The sequence below is a fragment of the Mycobacterium simiae genome, from assembly GCF_010727605.1.
In the GTDB taxonomy this organism is placed as follows: domain Bacteria; phylum Actinomycetota; class Actinomycetes; order Mycobacteriales; family Mycobacteriaceae; genus Mycobacterium; species Mycobacterium simiae.
On the sequence record NZ_AP022568.1, the window covers coordinates 5,350,821 to 5,364,918 of the forward strand.

Genomic DNA, 14,098 nt, shown 5'->3' on the forward strand with positions numbered 1-14,098 from the left:
CTTCAGCCATCCGGTCGGCGCCGTGTACTAGCAAACACCAGCCCGGGCGTGCCGGGGCGCGGTCAGTGCATTGGGCCCCAACATGATCCGTGCGCCTAGCGTCGTCGGGCAGCGGCGATCAGTTATCCCAAGGACCTAGCCGTCGGGCCGGCGTCGGCGAAACCTAGTATTGAAGGGCGCCGATGGCGCGTTGCGTCGATTAGCTGATCGAACTATAGTCTGGACACATGTCCAGTTTGCTGTCACGGAGTTCGGGAGCCCGTTGATCGCAATGGATTCGGCGCCCTTCCGCGTTCCTTGACCAGCAAAGAAGAGTTGAGTATGCGAATTGCCTTGCTGTCCTACCGTAGTAAGACCCATTGCGGCGGGCAGGGCGTCTACATACGACATCTCAGCCACGGTCTGGTGGAGTTGGGTCACGAAGTCGAAATTTTTTCCGGGCAGCCGTACCCGGAGCTACTCGATCCCCGGGTGCGCTTGACCGAGGTGCCCAGCCTGGACATGTACCGAGAGCCAGACCCGTTCCGGATCCCCCGCCCCAGCGAAATCCGCGACACCATCGACCTGCGGGAATTACTGACTGTGTGGACCGCCGGTTTCCCGGAACCGCGGACATTCACGCTGCGAGTCGCGCGGCTACTGGCCGAACGAGCCGGCGATTTCGACGTCGTCCATGACAACCAGAGTCTGGGCACCGGATTGCTGGCCATCGCCGCCACCGGGATGCCGGTGGTTGCCACCGTGCATCACCCGATCACGCGTGATCGGGTGCTTGACGTCGATGCGGCGAAATGGTGGCGAAAACCGTTGGTGCGACGGTGGTATGGCTTCCTGGGCATGCAGCAACAGGTGGCTCGTCAAATCCAGGACCTGTTAACGGTGTCGTCGTCCTCGGCCGCCGACATTATTTCCGATTTCGGCGTCTCGCCTGATCAGCTCCACGTCGTCCCGCTGGGCGTCAATACCGAACTGTTCAAACCGGGTTCGGGACCACGGCAACCTGGTCGGGTCATCGCGATAGCCAGTGCCGATACCCCGCTGAAGGGCGTGAGTACGTTGTTGCACGCCGTCGCCAAAACGAGGGTTAACCGCGACGTGGAGTTGCGACTGGTCGCCAAGGTGGAACCCAACGGTCCCACCCACAAACTCATCGCGGAACTGGGGATCTCCGATATCGTCCACATCAGCAGCGGGCTGTCGGATGCGGAGCTGGCCGCGCTGTTCGCCTCGGCGGAGGTGGCGTGCATTCCTTCACTCTACGAAGGGTTTTCGCTGCCGGCTGTGGAGGCGATGTCGAGCGGCACCCCGATTGTGGCGAGCCGGGTCGGTGCGCTACCCGAAGTGCTGGGCACCGACGGCGCGTGCGCCGAACTGGTGCCTCCCGCCGACGTCGACGCGCTCACTCATGCGCTCGGCGAATTGCTCGACTCGCCGGAGAAGCGCCGCAGCTTGGGCAAGGCGGGCCGGACGCGTGCGGTCAACGTGTTCAGCTGGGAGGCGGTGGCTGCGCAAACAGTACGGGTCTACCAGCGGGCAATCGCACGGAAGGCTGTCGCCGAAGGCGAAGGGCAATGCTGACAGTCGATTTCGATCGGCTTGCCATCGGGCCAGGCGCCAAGGTCATCGATGTCGGCTGCGGAGCCGGCAGGCACGCCTTCGAGGCGTACCGGCGCGGCGCCGACGTCATCGCATTCGACCGTGACGAAGCGGAACTGCAATCGGTGGACGCCATCTTGCAAGCGATGGCCGAAAACGGCGAGGTGCCAGCTGGTGCCTCGGCGAAGACGGTCGTCGGCGATGCGTTGAGCCTGCCCTATGGCGACGAGACATTCGACTGTGTGATCGCCTCCGAAATCCTCGAGCACATCACCCAAGACGACGCTGCGATTGCGGAACTGATCCGGGTGCTCAAATGCGCTGGCACGCTGGTGGTCACGGTGCCGCGCTGGCTGCCCGAACAGGTGTGCTGGCTGCTGTCGGATGAATACCACGCGAACCTGGGCGGTCATATTCGCATCTACCGGGCCAGCGAACTGCGGGACAAGATCGCGCGGGGCGGGCTACACCTGGCGCATGCCCATCATGCGCACGCATTGCATTCGCCATTTTGGTGGTTGAAATGTGCTGTAGGCGTTGAGAATTCCGACCATCCGGCGGTGAGCGCATATCACAAGCTGCTGGTGTGGGACCTGATGCGGCGCCCAAGGCTTACCCGGATCGCCGAATCGGTGCTCAATCCGGTCGTCGGCAAGAGTGTGGCGATGTACTTCACCAAACCGCCGGCGGCAGCGGTCGCGGCAACGCAGGGGTATTCAGTTGCGTCGATTTAACACGCCGGCGGTTCCGGGTGTGCTCAGTCCGGAGCAGTGTCGCCAGACAGCCCTGTCCATCGCCGCCGCGCAAGAATCCTCGGGTGCCCTGCCCTGGTTCGAGGGCGGTCACACCGACCCCTGGGATCACGTGGAGTCCGCCATGGCGCTCACCGCCGCCGGATTGCTCGAGCCCGCGCGCGCCGCGTTCGAGTGGAGTCGTCGAAGCCAGCGGGCCGATGGTTCCTGGCCGCTGCAGCTGCGCTCGGGCAAGATCGAGGACGTCAACAGCGACAGCAACTTCTGCGCGTACATTGCGACCGGTGTCTGGCATTACGCGTTGGTCACCGGTGATCATGCCTTTGCCGCGTCGATGTGGCCGGTCGTGCGCAAAGCGATCGACTTTGTCATCGACCTCCAAGTCGGATACGGCGAGATCTATTGGGCCCGAACAGAAACCGGGCCCGTGCCGGAGGCCCTGCGCACGGGTTGTGCCAGCGTGTACCACAGCATTCGATGCGCGCTGGCGCTGGCGGCCCTGGTGGACGATCCGCAGCCGGAGTGGGAACTCGCGTTGGGTCGGCTAGGCCATGCGCTGGTCGCGCACCCGGAAGCGTTCACCGAGAAAGACCGCTACTCCATGGATTGGTACTACCCCATCCTGGGCAGTGCGTTGCGCGGCCCGGCGGCCACCGCGCGCATCAAACAACGCTGGAACGACTTCGTCGTCGACGGTCTCGGCATTCGGTGCGTGGCTGACCGGCCATGGGTGACCGGTGCTGAAACGTGTGAGCTGGTGATGGCGCTCGAGGCAATGGGTGAACGGTCAGCGGCGCGAGCACAGTTCGCGGCGATGCAACACCTGCGCGAGCGCGACGGATCCTATTGGACTGGTTTGGTGTTCGCCGATGGCAAGCGCTGGCCCGAAGAGCGCACCACGTGGACGGGCGCAGCGGTGATTCTGGCCGCGGATGCCCTGTCGGACACGACGGGCGGTGCGGGAATCTTCCGCGGCGACCAGCTACCGATCGGTCTGCAGAACGACTTCGACTGCGAGTGCGTCGTCACCGGACCCGGCCGCTGACCTCGATCGGCTCGCCCACCTGACCGCCGGTGCGCTCCAGCACCCGCAGCGACCCGGTCGCGGAAATCTCTCGGAACTGACCGGATTCGAGGGCCCGGCAGTAGATGTAGTACGGCGGTCGGCCACCGTCGGCGGGATCGGGGAAGACGTCGTGGATGACGAGCGCCCCGCCGACACGTACCCACTTCGCCCACCCGTCGAAGTCTGCGGTGGCCGCAGCCTCGGAGTGACCACCGTCGATGAACAAGAACTGCAGCGGTGTGCGCCAGTCGCGCGCCACCACCGGCGACTTGCCCACGATTGCCACCACGTGGTCGTCTAACCCCGCGGCGTCGAGTGTGCGACGGAACGTCGGCAGGGTGTCGAACAGTCCGGTCACCTCATCGACCATCGAGGAGTCGTGATACTGCCAGCCCGCCTGATGTTCCTCCGAGCCGTGGTGATGGTCGACGGTGTAGAGCACGCCGTTCCTTTGTTGCGCCGCCGCGCCGAGCAGGACGGTGGACTTGCCGCAGTAGGTCCCGATCTCGACACCGACGCCGCCATCGAGATACCGCTGCGCCGCGTCGTAGAGCGCGCGGCCCTCCTCTTCGGGCATGAACCCCGTTACCCGTTCGGCCAGCGCAAACAGGCGCTCGGGTGCGCTCGTGTCGGTGTGACTCATCAACCGAACCTACCGTTAAGTGAAGCCTCGCCCACACCGTGGTAGCGCCTTGCGGCTAAGAGGTCGCCAAGGCCAGCGGTCGAAGCGCGTTCGACTTAACATCGTCTGGTGCGCGTTCTACTCATGTCTAAGTCGGTGGGTGCGGGCCTGGCAACCATCCTCGTCACGGGCACCCTGATGTTGCTTCCCGCGGTCGTGCCGTACGGGTTGTCGGGGGCAGTGCCCACCGCGGCCGCAAGCTGTCCTCAGGTCCAGGTCATCTTTGCCCGCGGCCGAAACGAGTCGCCGGGGCCGGGTGTCCTCGGCAATGCCTTTATCAGCAGTTTGCGCTCCAAGATCGCCAACAAGACATTCAGTTCCTATGCGGTGCGGTATCCGGCGGACACGGAGGTGGACGTCGGCGCCAACGACATGAGCCACCACATCCAGGACATGGTCAATAGCTGCCCGGACACCCGCTTGGTGCTGGGCGGGTATTCGCTCGGCGCCGCGGTCACCGACGTCGTACTGGCCGCCCCGATCGGTGCGTTCGGCTTCGACAGCCCGCTGCCGCCGGGCATGGATCAACACATCGCCGCTGTCGCGTTGTTCGGCAACGGCAGCCAATGGGTGGGTCCGATCACCAACTTCAATCCGACCTACAACGACCGGACTATCGAGTTGTGTCACGGCGCCGACCCCGTCTGCAACCCGGCCGACCCAAACACGTGGAAGCAGAACTGGCCGCAGCATCTTGCCAGCGCCTATATCGATGCCGGTATGGCCAATCAGGCCGCCGACTTCGCGGCGAGCAAACTGTAGCTACTGTGGCGCCCACTCGCCGCGGCCAATCAACACGTCCCGGAGCAGGTCGGCGCGATCGGTGATGATGCCGTCGACGCCGATATCGAGCAGCGCGTGCATGGTCACCGGGTCGTCGACGGTCCACGCGTGCACCTGACGCCCGGACGCGTGCACCGCGCGGACGACGGCCGGAGTGAGGACGGCGACGCGACCCAGCCGGGGCGGCAGTTGTAAGCAGTCACTGTCGTGCACCATCCGCCAGGCATAGGCGCGGCTGCCCGGTGTCCGGGCCGCCACCAGCGCCAGGAACGCCGCCGTCCCGGCCGAGCTGGCCACACGCTGGGACAACAGGCGCAGCGCGCGGCGGCGTCGTCGGTCGGAGAACGACGTGACCAGTACGCGATCGTGGGCCTTGAGCCGTTCGATGACTTCGACGGTCGGTTCGACGGCAGACGCCGCCTTGATATCAATGTTGACCCGCACGTCCGGCAGCCCGACTAGGAGGTCTTCCAAGGTGGGTACCGCCTCCCCTGCACCGAGATCCACCCGGCGCACGTCGCGCCAGGCTAGTCGATCGACCGGTTCATGCGGCCCGGCATGGAGCGGAAGCTGACGGTCGTGCAGGATGACCGCGACCCCGTCGCGGGTCGCGCGAGCGTCGGTCTCGAGGTAGCGAAATCCGAGCTGCACCGCTTCGGCAAACGCGGCCATGCTGTTCATCGGAAATCTGAACGAGGTGAAGCCCCGATGCGCCATGGCGATCCGCCCGGTGCTGCGCAGAAACTCCACGCTGGCCGTGGGGCGCTCACTCATGGGTCCGGACACTTCGCAGCCCGCGCTCAGGCTTCGTAGACGACGTCGTACCAGTGCCGCACCGGCTGGTGGGTGTCGTCGGCCTGGCCGGTGTCGATTGCGCTGACGACCCGGACGTCGTCGACAGCACGGTCGTGCGCTTCGATGTGACGCTTCAGCTCGTGGAAGAGGGTGCCGCGGGGCTGATCCGGGTTGGCTAGGGCTCTCGTCCGACGTGTCTGCCGTGCCCCGATGATGATGCCGACGTATTCCTCAATGTGCAGCATTCTTATCGCCCCATCCTGCATGGTCGCCGCACTGACACCACACCCACAACCACGAAAATTCCTCGGATCATCCCGCCGACCATCACGGCGAGCGGTGCGCGGGTAGTGGCGCCGAGTTGTGCGGCGTGGCAGCTCGCCAACCTGACCTACTACGTAGGGTAGTAGTAATGGCCGCGAAAGTAAACGCTCAATTCCGCGCAGCGGAATAAGAGCGAGACTCGCGAAGGATGTTGAAACAGCAAACCTGCGTCGAGAGCGGTCGGATGAGCCTGCGCGTGGACGCTGGTTTGGAAAACGGACGCGGTGCGCCAAACAATTTTCTTTGGCGTCAGTTATTGGCCGGTGATGCGCGGCGGCATGGCCCGGAGCTAGCCGCGCACCGACAAATGTCAGGCGGGGGTATCGCCGGACGAGTAAACCTTGAAATGGCGGCTGCCAGCGGCGACGGCGCGGTCAGTGACGGCGGCGGCGGGGACTTTCCGGGCGGACGGGTGGCGGCGCATCGATTCGCTGCGCTCGCGTTCACGGCGTTGGGCGGCAATCCACGCGGGATGGGATTGGAGGAAAATTACCGTCGCTTCTGATGTGTTAGCCATGACTGTCAACTCCTCTCAGAGCCCAACTCAGCCGCAAAGCTACAAGCGTGTTATCTGTTCGTGTCAAGGATGCCCAGCCAATCCTGAGACCAAACCAGGCGTAAACATGAGAATTGGCCGTGAATTTCTCCCAAATCTCCGCCTACGACTGTGCCGCCGGGCGTTTCCGTCTGCTGCGGCCAAAATGTTAACGACGGCCACCGACAGAATTTCCGTTTCGACCCGCTGCGACCGGGGCTGCTATCGTCGCTTGCTTATGCCAGACATGGACCGGCGCCGCATGCTGCTGACGACAGGGCTCGGCGTGCTGGCGACCACGCTGCCCATCCCTGCGGCCCGGGCCTATCCAGGGCGGATGCCGCTCCCCAGCGCGCCCAGCGGCCAGGCCGGAAGCTATATCTTCTCCGACGAGTTCGACGGCCCGGCCGGTTCGGCACCCGATCCGTCGAAGTGGGCGGTGGCCAAGGCCCGCGAGACAATCAAGGACCCGACGTACTGGGAGCTGCCCGAGCACATCGGGCAATATCGCGACGACCGCCGCAACGTGTTCGTGGACGGCAACTCCAACCTGGTGCTGCGGGCGGCCAAGGATGGTCCCACCTACTTCAGCGGCAAAGTCCAAAGCCTGTGGCGGGGCGGCGTCGGCCACACCTGGGAGGCGCGGATTAAGTTGAACTGCCTCACCGCCGGCGCCTGGCCCGCCTATTGGCTCGGCAACGACGATCAGGGCGAAATCGACGTCATGGAGTGGTACGGCAACGGCAACTGGCCGTCGGCGACCACCGTGCACGCGAAGGCGAACGGCGGCGAGTGGAAAACTCACAATATTGCCGTCGACAGCGGCTGGCACACCTGGCGGTGCCAGTGGGACCAGGCCGGCATCAGGTTCTGGAAGGACTATTCCGATGGCGCGCAGCCCTATTTCGACGTGCCGGCGAGTTCGCTTCCGGATTGGCCATTCAACGGCCCCGGCTACACGGTTTATCCCGTGTTCAACTTGGCGGTCGCCGGCTCCGGCGGCGGCGATCCCGGGCCGGGTAGCTATCCGGCGGACATGCTGGTCGACTGGATAAGAGTCTGGTAACCCGTCAGCCCGGGATTCGGTCCCCGGCGAACCACGCACTCGTTACGGCGTGAACTTGGGGCGGTGGAAAGTGGGCTCCCGGGGCACCGAGTTGCCCGACTTCGACCGTCCACACCGGGCCGGAGGTGTCGACGAAACTACGCGCCCCCGGCGGGCTCAAGACCGGCGGGCTCGCACCGGAATTCCCGCACCAGTAGGCGCCGACGTATCCATCGTCGCGGCTGCCCCACGCTCCTCCATTGCGGATCAGGCAGCGGGTGCCGTCGTCGAGCTGCAGAGCATACGGTTGCGGGGAGCTCGGCGCTTGCACTGGCGGCAGTTGACCGCGGTAGGTAACCCGGTGCAGACGATGCTCCCATGGGTCGTCCACGCACAGTAGGGATCCCGGCGTCGATGGCCAGCAGGTGGCAGCACCGGCCGCGCTTGGCGAGCATGCGTACACGTTGTCGGCCACCGCCGAGGGCGACGGTGTGCCGCAGTCGTCGACAACGGCGATGTTCCCGTCGGGCGGTGTTTCGCGATAGCCGTTGACGGCTTGCCCGTGCGAGCCGACGGCGACCGTCGTGATCTGTTGGGTTGGCGACGGGTCGGCGTGTGCGATGCTCGGCCAAGCCAGCACCGCGACGGCGACCGCAAGAATGCGCGCTGCGTGCATAGGCCAAGACTCCGCCATGCCGGCGCGTCGTGAACGCGCTTTCGCGGAGAAAATGGCTAGCGAGGCGCCGATGGCGCCGGAGCCGAATGCAGCGCGAGGCAACGTTCGAGCATTGCCTCCGTCGGCGGCTGACGGAAGGTGAGCACCATCTGCTGACAGCCGAGTCGCTCGAAGGCGGGCACCAAACTCAGCTGCTCCTCCACCTGCCCGAGTTCGTCCGGGCGTAACGACACCTGCGCTGAGCGCAGCACCTCGGCCGGTGCCCGGCCGATCTCGGCGCACGCCTGGTCGAGCCTGGTATTCGCCGCTCCCCAGGCTTCGGGTCCCCCGGTGGCAGGCATGTTCCAGACATCGGCGTGGCGGGCGATGACGCGCATCATTTTGGGCTCGCTGCCGCCGACGGCGATGGGCGGGTGCGGACGCTGCACCGGCTTGGGTGCACACAGCGCATCCTCGAGGGTGAAGAAGCGTCCACGGAACGTGACCGAGTCCTCCGTCCAGAGTTTGCGGATCACGGTCAGCGCCTCGTCGACCATCGCGACACGCGTGCCTGGGCCGGGAAAAGGGATCCCGTAGCCACGATGCTCCGGCTCACGCCAACCGGCGCCGATCCCGAAGTTCAGGCGTCCGCCGGAAACGTGGTCCACGGTGACTGCCATGTTGGCCAGCACGGCCGGGTTGCGAAAGGTCACGCTGGACACCAGGCATCCGATCCGCGCCCGCGTGGTGATAGCGGCCAGCGCGGCCAGGGCGGTCCAGCCCTCGAAGGTCGGATCGGTGTCCTCCGTCGGCCCGTAGAAGTGGTCGTAGTCCCAGATTTCTTCGAAACCGAGGCGGTCCGCAGTGCGCCACAGCCGGTCGAGATCGGAGTAGGAAAATCCCAGATCGAACTTCACCGAAATGCGCATGCGGCAATCCTAGGATCGCCGGCGTCGGACAGATCTTGCTCAGTGGGTCAGCAGGGCGTCGGGGCGAGCCGACTCGGTGGCGCGATGCAAAGCCGTCCAGTGGGCGGTGTCAGAGACGTGAGTGACGGTGTGGTCGGCCATAGGTGGGGTTATAGCACCGGCGGCACTCGCCCGGCGTAGCGTTCGCTCATGCCTGATCGAAACCGTCGCTTCCTGTTGCGAGAGCGTCCCAGTGGCCGCATCGGTCCCAACACCTTCGAGCTCAGCGAGGAGGCCGTCCCGGAGCTCGAGGACGGCGAGGCGCTCGTCCGGATCGACTGGATTTCGCTCGATCCGACCAACCGCACCTGGATCAACGACACCCCGACCTACCTGCCCCCAGTGGGGATCGGCGAGGTGATGCGGGCGGCTGGGCTCGGCGAGGTTGTCGCTTCGAAGAACCCCCATTACCCGGTCGGTCAGATCGTCCAGGGCCTGGTGGGATGGCAGGAATATGTGGTCGCCTCCGACTCGGCGCCGTTGTTCGCGGTCGACGTCGCCGACGGGGTCTCGCCCAGCGCGTATCTCGGCGCCCTCGGGATGACCGGCCTGACCGCTTGGATCGGGATCCGTGACATCGGCAAGCCCCGGCCGGGTGAGACCGTGGTCGTCTCGGCCGCCGCGGGTGCGGTCGGTTCGGTTGCCGGGCAGCTCGCCAAGGCCGACGGCGCGCGCGTCGTGGGTATCGCCGGCGGGCCGGACAAATGCCGGCTGCTGGCAGAGGAACTGGGCTTCGACGCCGCGGTCGATTACCGCGCCGACGACTGGTCCAAACAACTTCGGGCGGCGGCACCCGACGGCATCGACGTCGACTTCGAGAACGTCGGCGGCGCCATCATGGACGCGGTCTTCGCGCGGCTGAACATCGGTGCGCGCGTCGCACTGTGCGGCCTGATCTCCGGATACAACGAGGCCGACCCGCCGCCCGGGCCGCGCGCCTTCGGCAATCTCCTCATCCAGCGGGCCACGGTGCAGGGTTTCATCGTGCTGGATCACCTGAGCCGCTCCGCCGAGGCAGCCGGCGAGATCGCCGCACTGATCACCGCGGGCAAGCTCACACCGCTGGAGACCGTTGTCGAGGGTTTCGAACAACTGCCGACCGCGATCAACATGCTGTTCGACGGCAGGAACGTCGGAAAGCTCGTCGTGAAGACGTCCGGCTAGCCGTCCTTTCTAGCCGTCCTTTCGCCCCAAGGTGCACGCAGCGGGAAATCGGACGAAATGTCGCAGGGAGTGCTCATTTGCGGCGCGGGAGGCGCAGGTACCTCCGTTGACAATCGGAGTGGTCGGGCTCTGAGTGCCACTATGAGTACCTGCTCGATCGCCGGCGATTCGAAACCCGCGAGGACGTGACGCATGAGCCAGGTTGGCGCCGATACCCGTGCGGCGGCCTCGCAGCTGCATCGAGGCCTGGCCAACCGCCATATCCAGTTGATCGCGATCGGCGGCACCATCGGGACCGGACTGTTCATGGGCGCGGGGCGAACCATCGCCCGCGCCGGTCCGTCGGTCGTGCTGGTCTACGGGATCATCGGGTTCTTCTTGTTCTTCGTGCTCCGCGCGATGGGCGAGCTGCTGTTGTCGAACCTCAACTACAAGTCGTTCGTCGACTTCGCCGCCGATCTCCTGGGCCCCGCGGCCGGCTTCTTCGTCGGCTGGTCGTACTGGTTTGCCTGGATCGCCACCGGTATCGCCGAACTGGTGGCGATCTCCGGTTATGTGCGGTTCTGGCGGCCAGACGTCCCGGCTTGGGTGCCGGCGCTGGCCGCGTGCGCCGTGATCCTGTTGTTCAACCTGTTCAGCGTGCGTAACTTCGGGGAGATCGAATTCTGGTTCGCCCTGATCAAGGTCGCCGCGATCACGTGTTTGATCGTCGTCGGGGTCTTCCTGGTGGCGACGAATTTCGTTTCGCCGCAAGGAGATCGCGCGTCGATCGAGAACCTCTGGGACGACGGCGGCGTTTTCGCCACCGGGTTCATGGGTATGGTCGGCGGCTTCCAGATCGCGTTCTTCGCCTTCGTCGGTGTGGAACTTGTCGGCGCCGCCGCGGCCGAGACGGCAAACCCGCGCCGCACGCTGCCACGCGCAATCAATGCGGTGCCGTTGCGGGTCGCCATCTTCTACATCGGTGCGCTGCTGACGATCCTGATGGTCGTGCCCTGGCGGCGGTTCGCCGGCGACGAGTCCCCGTTCGTGATGATGTTCTCCCTGGCCGGCATCGCCGGCGCGGCGTCAATCGTGAACTTCGTCGTAACCACGGCGGCCGCCTCATCGGCCAATTCCGGCATGTACTCCACTGGTCGCATGCTGTACGGCCTGGCTGATGAGGGCAGCGCGCCGGCACTTTTCCGTCGGCTCAACGCCGGCGGCGTGCCGGCACCCGCCCTATTCGTGACCGCCGCCCTGCTTCTGATCGTGATCCCGCTGCTGCACGTCGGCGGCTCGGTCATGGGGGCGTTCACGCTCGTCACGACCGTCGCGTCGCTGCTGTTCATGTTCGTCTGGGCGATGATCGTGCTCAGCTACCTCGTCTACCGGCGCCGGCATCCCGCACGCCATGCGGACTCGAGCTTCAAGATGCCCGGTGGCGTGGTGATGTGTTGGGGCGTCCTGGCGTTCTTCGCGTTCGTACTGTGGGCCCTTGGCACCGAGGACGACACGGCCGCGGCGTTGGCGTGGTTTCCGGTGTGGTTTCTGGTGCTCGCGGCCGGCTGGCTGGTAATCCGTCGCCGTCCCAGCCACGCCGCTCGGTATCGCCAGTTCCAAGCCGAGATGCAACACCCGGGCGACAGCGCAGGCTGATCGCGCGCGCTTGGTGGGGCGGGCACGTTGTTGGGATCGGTAGCCGATCCGCGCGTCTGTACTTGTCGCAACGACGCCGCCACGGAGGTGGCGCCCCAGGAAAGGAAGACCGCAAATGAACATCGTGCCGACCAGCATCCAAGAGCAGATCAACCGCGTCGATCGGCAGCGCAGCCTGTACATCGGAATCAGCACCGGCCTGCTTGCGGTGTGGAGCTTTTTCCGGCTGATCTGGATGCTGTACATCGGAATGACATTCGGTTGGTTCTTCGGCGCGATGGCATTCCAGTTGGTCCTTTGGGGAGTGATCGGCACGGCGGCCGCGGTGGCCTCCGTCGGCTTCCTCACCCGCTACAACAAGGGATCTTGACGCCGCTGACGGCCGTCGGAGAAGTGCCGGAAGTCCCGGACCTGGTTGGGGGTCCGGGACTTTCCGGTTCTGTCCGGGGTTCAGAGCTGAGCCCAGACCGACTTCGTTTTCAGGTAGATCTCGAGTCCCTCTTTACCGAACTCGTGACCCCAGCCGGACTGCTTGTATCCGCCGAACGGCACATCGTGGTCGAAGACGAGCTGGCAGTTCACCTGCACGCTGCCGGCCTGCAGGCGCCGCATGATCCGGTGCGCGCGGCCCAGGTTTTCCGTCCACGCGGTGGCCGCCAGGCCGTAGCTGGTGTCGTTGGCCAGGGCCACGGCTTCATCTTCGTCGTCGAACGGCAGGATGGTGACGACCGGACCGAAGATCTCCTGTTGATATAGCCGCATGCTGGTGTCGACGTTGGTCAGCACCGTCGGGTGGACGAAGTAGCCCTTGCGGTCCAGGCGGTAACCGCCGGTGACGACGTCGACGCCGTCATTCTTGCCCTCGTCGATGAAGCCCATGACGCGGTTCAGCTGTTTCTGGCTGATCAGCGGACCGCTGACGCAGCCCTCCTCGCTGGGGGCGCCGAGTTTGAACGTATTCGCCATGGCCGCAATGCCTTCCACGACCTGGTCGTAGACGCCGCGCTGGGCGAAGATCCGCGACCCGCACACGCAGCCCTGGCCGGAATGCACGAAGATACCCAACGACGCCATCATGATGGCCTTGCTCAGGTCGGCGTCGTCGAAGATCAACACCGGTGACTTCCCGCCCAGTTCGAGGGTGATCTTCTTCAGGTTGCCGGCCGACGCCCGCACGATCTCCTTGCCGACCTCGGTCGAGCCGGTGAACGCCACCTTCTCGACGTCACGGTGCGCGGTGATGGCCGCCCCCGCGGTATGGCCGTAGCCGGTCAACAGGTTGGCCACGCCCTCGGGCACGCCCGCCTCGTGAATGAGCCTGTCCAACAGCACCGCCGACAGCGGTGTCTCCTCGGCGGGCTTGACGAGCAGGCTGCTTCCGGCGGCCAGGGCCGGCGCCAGCTTCGCGCTCGCGTTGAAGATCGGGCCGTTCCACGGGAAGATCAGGCCCACCACGCTGTATGGCTCCTTGAGCGTGTAGGCATGCATGTTGACGTAGTTGTCGGTGGCGATGCCGTCGGTCTTGACGTCGTAGGCGGTGCCGTTGATCTTGGAGCACCAGCCGGCGTAGTACCGGAAGAACTCCGAGCAGGTGGACATCTGCAATTGCGCCTGTAGCAATGGCATGCCGGTGTTGAGCGAGTCGAGTTGGGCGAACTCTTCGGCGTGTTCGTCGATCAAATCGCCGATCCGCCACAAGATCTTGGCGCGCTCGCGGCCCGGAAGCTGCGACCAGACGCCCGATTCGAACGATGCCTTCGCCCGCGCCGCCGCTTCGTCGACCGCGGCTTCTCCGCAGTCGGTGAATTCGGTGATCTGTTCTTCGGTTGCGGGGTTGATGATCGGGATGGCCTCGCCCGAGCCGGGGCGCTTACTGAGCTCGTCCAGTACTGCCTGCAGCGACATCTGTTTCCTTCTCCGATCAACTCTGATCCGAGCGCGGCGCTCCCGTGCCCATCAATGCTGAGCACCTGCTTAGCATTCGGGGTGTGGCGCGGTCAAGGTGTCGCGGTCGCGTGTCCCAGCAATCGCCCGTGTCGACCTCGCTGCGGCGCCGCAGCAACTCCCGAACGGCGCACTGGCCGACGGGTTTTCG

The 14,098-nt window shown here is 65.3% G+C and carries 15 protein-coding genes and 1 pseudogene; 9 read left to right on the forward strand and 7 right to left on the reverse strand.

What is annotated here, in order from left to right; genetic code table 11:
- The first annotated feature begins 321 nt into the window (after nt 1-321).
- Genes G6N33_RS24890 through G6N33_RS24900 form a run of 3 tightly spaced genes read left to right on the forward strand, consistent with a single transcriptional unit; the run spans nt 322 to nt 3,393 of the window.
- Nucleotides 322-1,578 (forward strand): glycosyltransferase family 4 protein, encoded by a 1,257-nt coding sequence (locus tag G6N33_RS24890; RefSeq protein ID WP_044506090.1) that lies wholly within the window; start codon nt 322-324, stop codon nt 1,576-1,578.
- Nucleotides 1,572-2,330, forward strand: coding sequence for a class I SAM-dependent methyltransferase (locus tag G6N33_RS24895; protein ID WP_044506089.1), 759 nt, complete (start codon nt 1,572-1,574; stop codon nt 2,328-2,330). The genes G6N33_RS24890 and G6N33_RS24895 overlap by 7 nt, the downstream gene beginning before the upstream one ends.
- Nucleotides 2,317-3,393: a glucosidase family protein gene (locus tag G6N33_RS24900; RefSeq protein ID WP_044506088.1), complete on the forward strand. Its 1,077-nt coding sequence runs from the start codon at nt 2,317-2,319 to the stop codon at nt 3,391-3,393. Before G6N33_RS24895 ends, G6N33_RS24900 begins: the two co-directional genes overlap by 14 nt.
- Here the strand turns inward: G6N33_RS24900 and G6N33_RS24905 are convergent.
- The gene (locus G6N33_RS24905) at nt 3,374-4,057 is read right to left on the reverse strand and encodes a class I SAM-dependent methyltransferase (protein ID WP_044506086.1); all 684 of its coding nucleotides are present in this window, start codon (nt 4,055-4,057) and stop codon (nt 3,374-3,376) included. The two genes, G6N33_RS24900 and G6N33_RS24905, sit on opposite strands and share 20 nt — an antisense overlap.
- Before the next feature lie 177 nt (nt 4,058-4,234).
- Here G6N33_RS24905 and G6N33_RS24910 point away from each other — a divergent pair, with 177 nt between their 5' ends.
- A complete protein-coding gene (locus G6N33_RS24910; protein WP_101528294.1) occupies nt 4,235-4,858 on the forward strand; it encodes a cutinase family protein in 624 nt (207 codons plus the stop codon).
- Here G6N33_RS24910 and G6N33_RS24915 read toward each other — a convergent pair whose 3' ends face one another.
- Both G6N33_RS24915 and G6N33_RS24920 read right to left on the reverse strand, forming a co-directional pair.
- Nucleotides 4,859-5,629 carry a glycerophosphodiester phosphodiesterase family protein gene (locus G6N33_RS24915; protein ID WP_196806439.1) on the reverse strand — a complete coding sequence of 257 codons (771 nt, stop codon included), beginning with the start codon at nt 5,627-5,629 and terminating at the stop codon, nt 4,859-4,861. It lies immediately after the preceding gene.
- A gap of 50 nt (nt 5,630-5,679) precedes the next feature.
- Nucleotides 5,680-5,919: a hypothetical protein gene (locus G6N33_RS24920; protein ID WP_044506082.1), complete on the reverse strand. Its 240-nt coding sequence runs from the start codon at nt 5,917-5,919 to the stop codon at nt 5,680-5,682.
- Nucleotides 5,920-6,146: 227 nt separating this feature from the next.
- Between G6N33_RS24920 and G6N33_RS27905 the strand changes: the two genes are divergently transcribed.
- A complete protein-coding gene (locus G6N33_RS27905; RefSeq protein WP_155945860.1) occupies nt 6,147-6,503 on the forward strand; it encodes a hypothetical protein in 357 nt (118 codons plus the stop codon).
- 268 nt (nt 6,504-6,771) lie between these two features.
- Nucleotides 6,772-7,599, forward strand: a complete 828-nt coding sequence (locus tag G6N33_RS24930) for a glycoside hydrolase family 16 protein (protein ID WP_044506081.1) — start codon at nt 6,772-6,774, stop codon at nt 7,597-7,599.
- A 4-nt stretch (nt 7,600-7,603) separates the two neighbouring features.
- Here G6N33_RS24930 and G6N33_RS24935 read toward each other — a convergent pair whose 3' ends face one another.
- The 3 genes and pseudogenes from G6N33_RS24935 to G6N33_RS24945 all read right to left on the reverse strand — a co-directional run.
- On the reverse strand, nt 7,604-8,254 hold the full coding sequence (locus tag G6N33_RS24935) for a hypothetical protein (protein WP_044506080.1): 651 nt from the start codon (nt 8,252-8,254) through the stop codon (nt 7,604-7,606).
- Nucleotides 8,255-8,310: 56 nt separating this feature from the next.
- The gene (locus G6N33_RS24940; RefSeq protein WP_044506079.1) at nt 8,311-9,162 is read right to left on the reverse strand and encodes a TIGR03560 family F420-dependent LLM class oxidoreductase; all 852 of its coding nucleotides are present in this window, start codon (nt 9,160-9,162) and stop codon (nt 8,311-8,313) included.
- A gap of 51 nt (nt 9,163-9,213) precedes the next feature.
- A pseudogene (locus G6N33_RS24945) lies at nt 9,214-9,303 on the reverse strand (class I SAM-dependent methyltransferase); the annotation flags it as partial.
- Between the two features lie 48 nt (nt 9,304-9,351).
- Here G6N33_RS24945 and G6N33_RS24950 point away from each other — a divergent pair.
- The 3 genes from G6N33_RS24950 to G6N33_RS24960 all read left to right on the forward strand — a co-directional run bounded on the left by G6N33_RS24950 (nt 9,352) and on the right by G6N33_RS24960 (nt 12,373).
- Entirely contained in the window at nt 9,352-10,365 is a 1,014-nt protein-coding gene (locus tag G6N33_RS24950; protein WP_044506077.1) for an NADP-dependent oxidoreductase, read from the forward strand.
- A gap of 192 nt (nt 10,366-10,557) precedes the next feature.
- Nucleotides 10,558-12,003 carry an amino acid permease gene (locus G6N33_RS24955; protein ID WP_044506075.1) on the forward strand — a complete coding sequence of 482 codons (1,446 nt, stop codon included), beginning with the start codon at nt 10,558-10,560 and terminating at the stop codon, nt 12,001-12,003.
- Between the two features lie 115 nt (nt 12,004-12,118).
- Entirely contained in the window at nt 12,119-12,373 is a 255-nt protein-coding gene (locus G6N33_RS24960; RefSeq protein WP_044506072.1) for a hypothetical protein, read from the forward strand.
- 80 nt (nt 12,374-12,453) lie between these two features.
- Here the strand turns inward: G6N33_RS24960 and G6N33_RS24965 are convergent, their stop codons facing one another.
- On the reverse strand, nt 12,454-13,908 hold the full coding sequence (locus tag G6N33_RS24965; protein WP_044506071.1) for an aldehyde dehydrogenase family protein: 1,455 nt from the start codon (nt 13,906-13,908) through the stop codon (nt 12,454-12,456).
- Nucleotides 13,909-14,098: the final 190 nt, after the last annotated feature.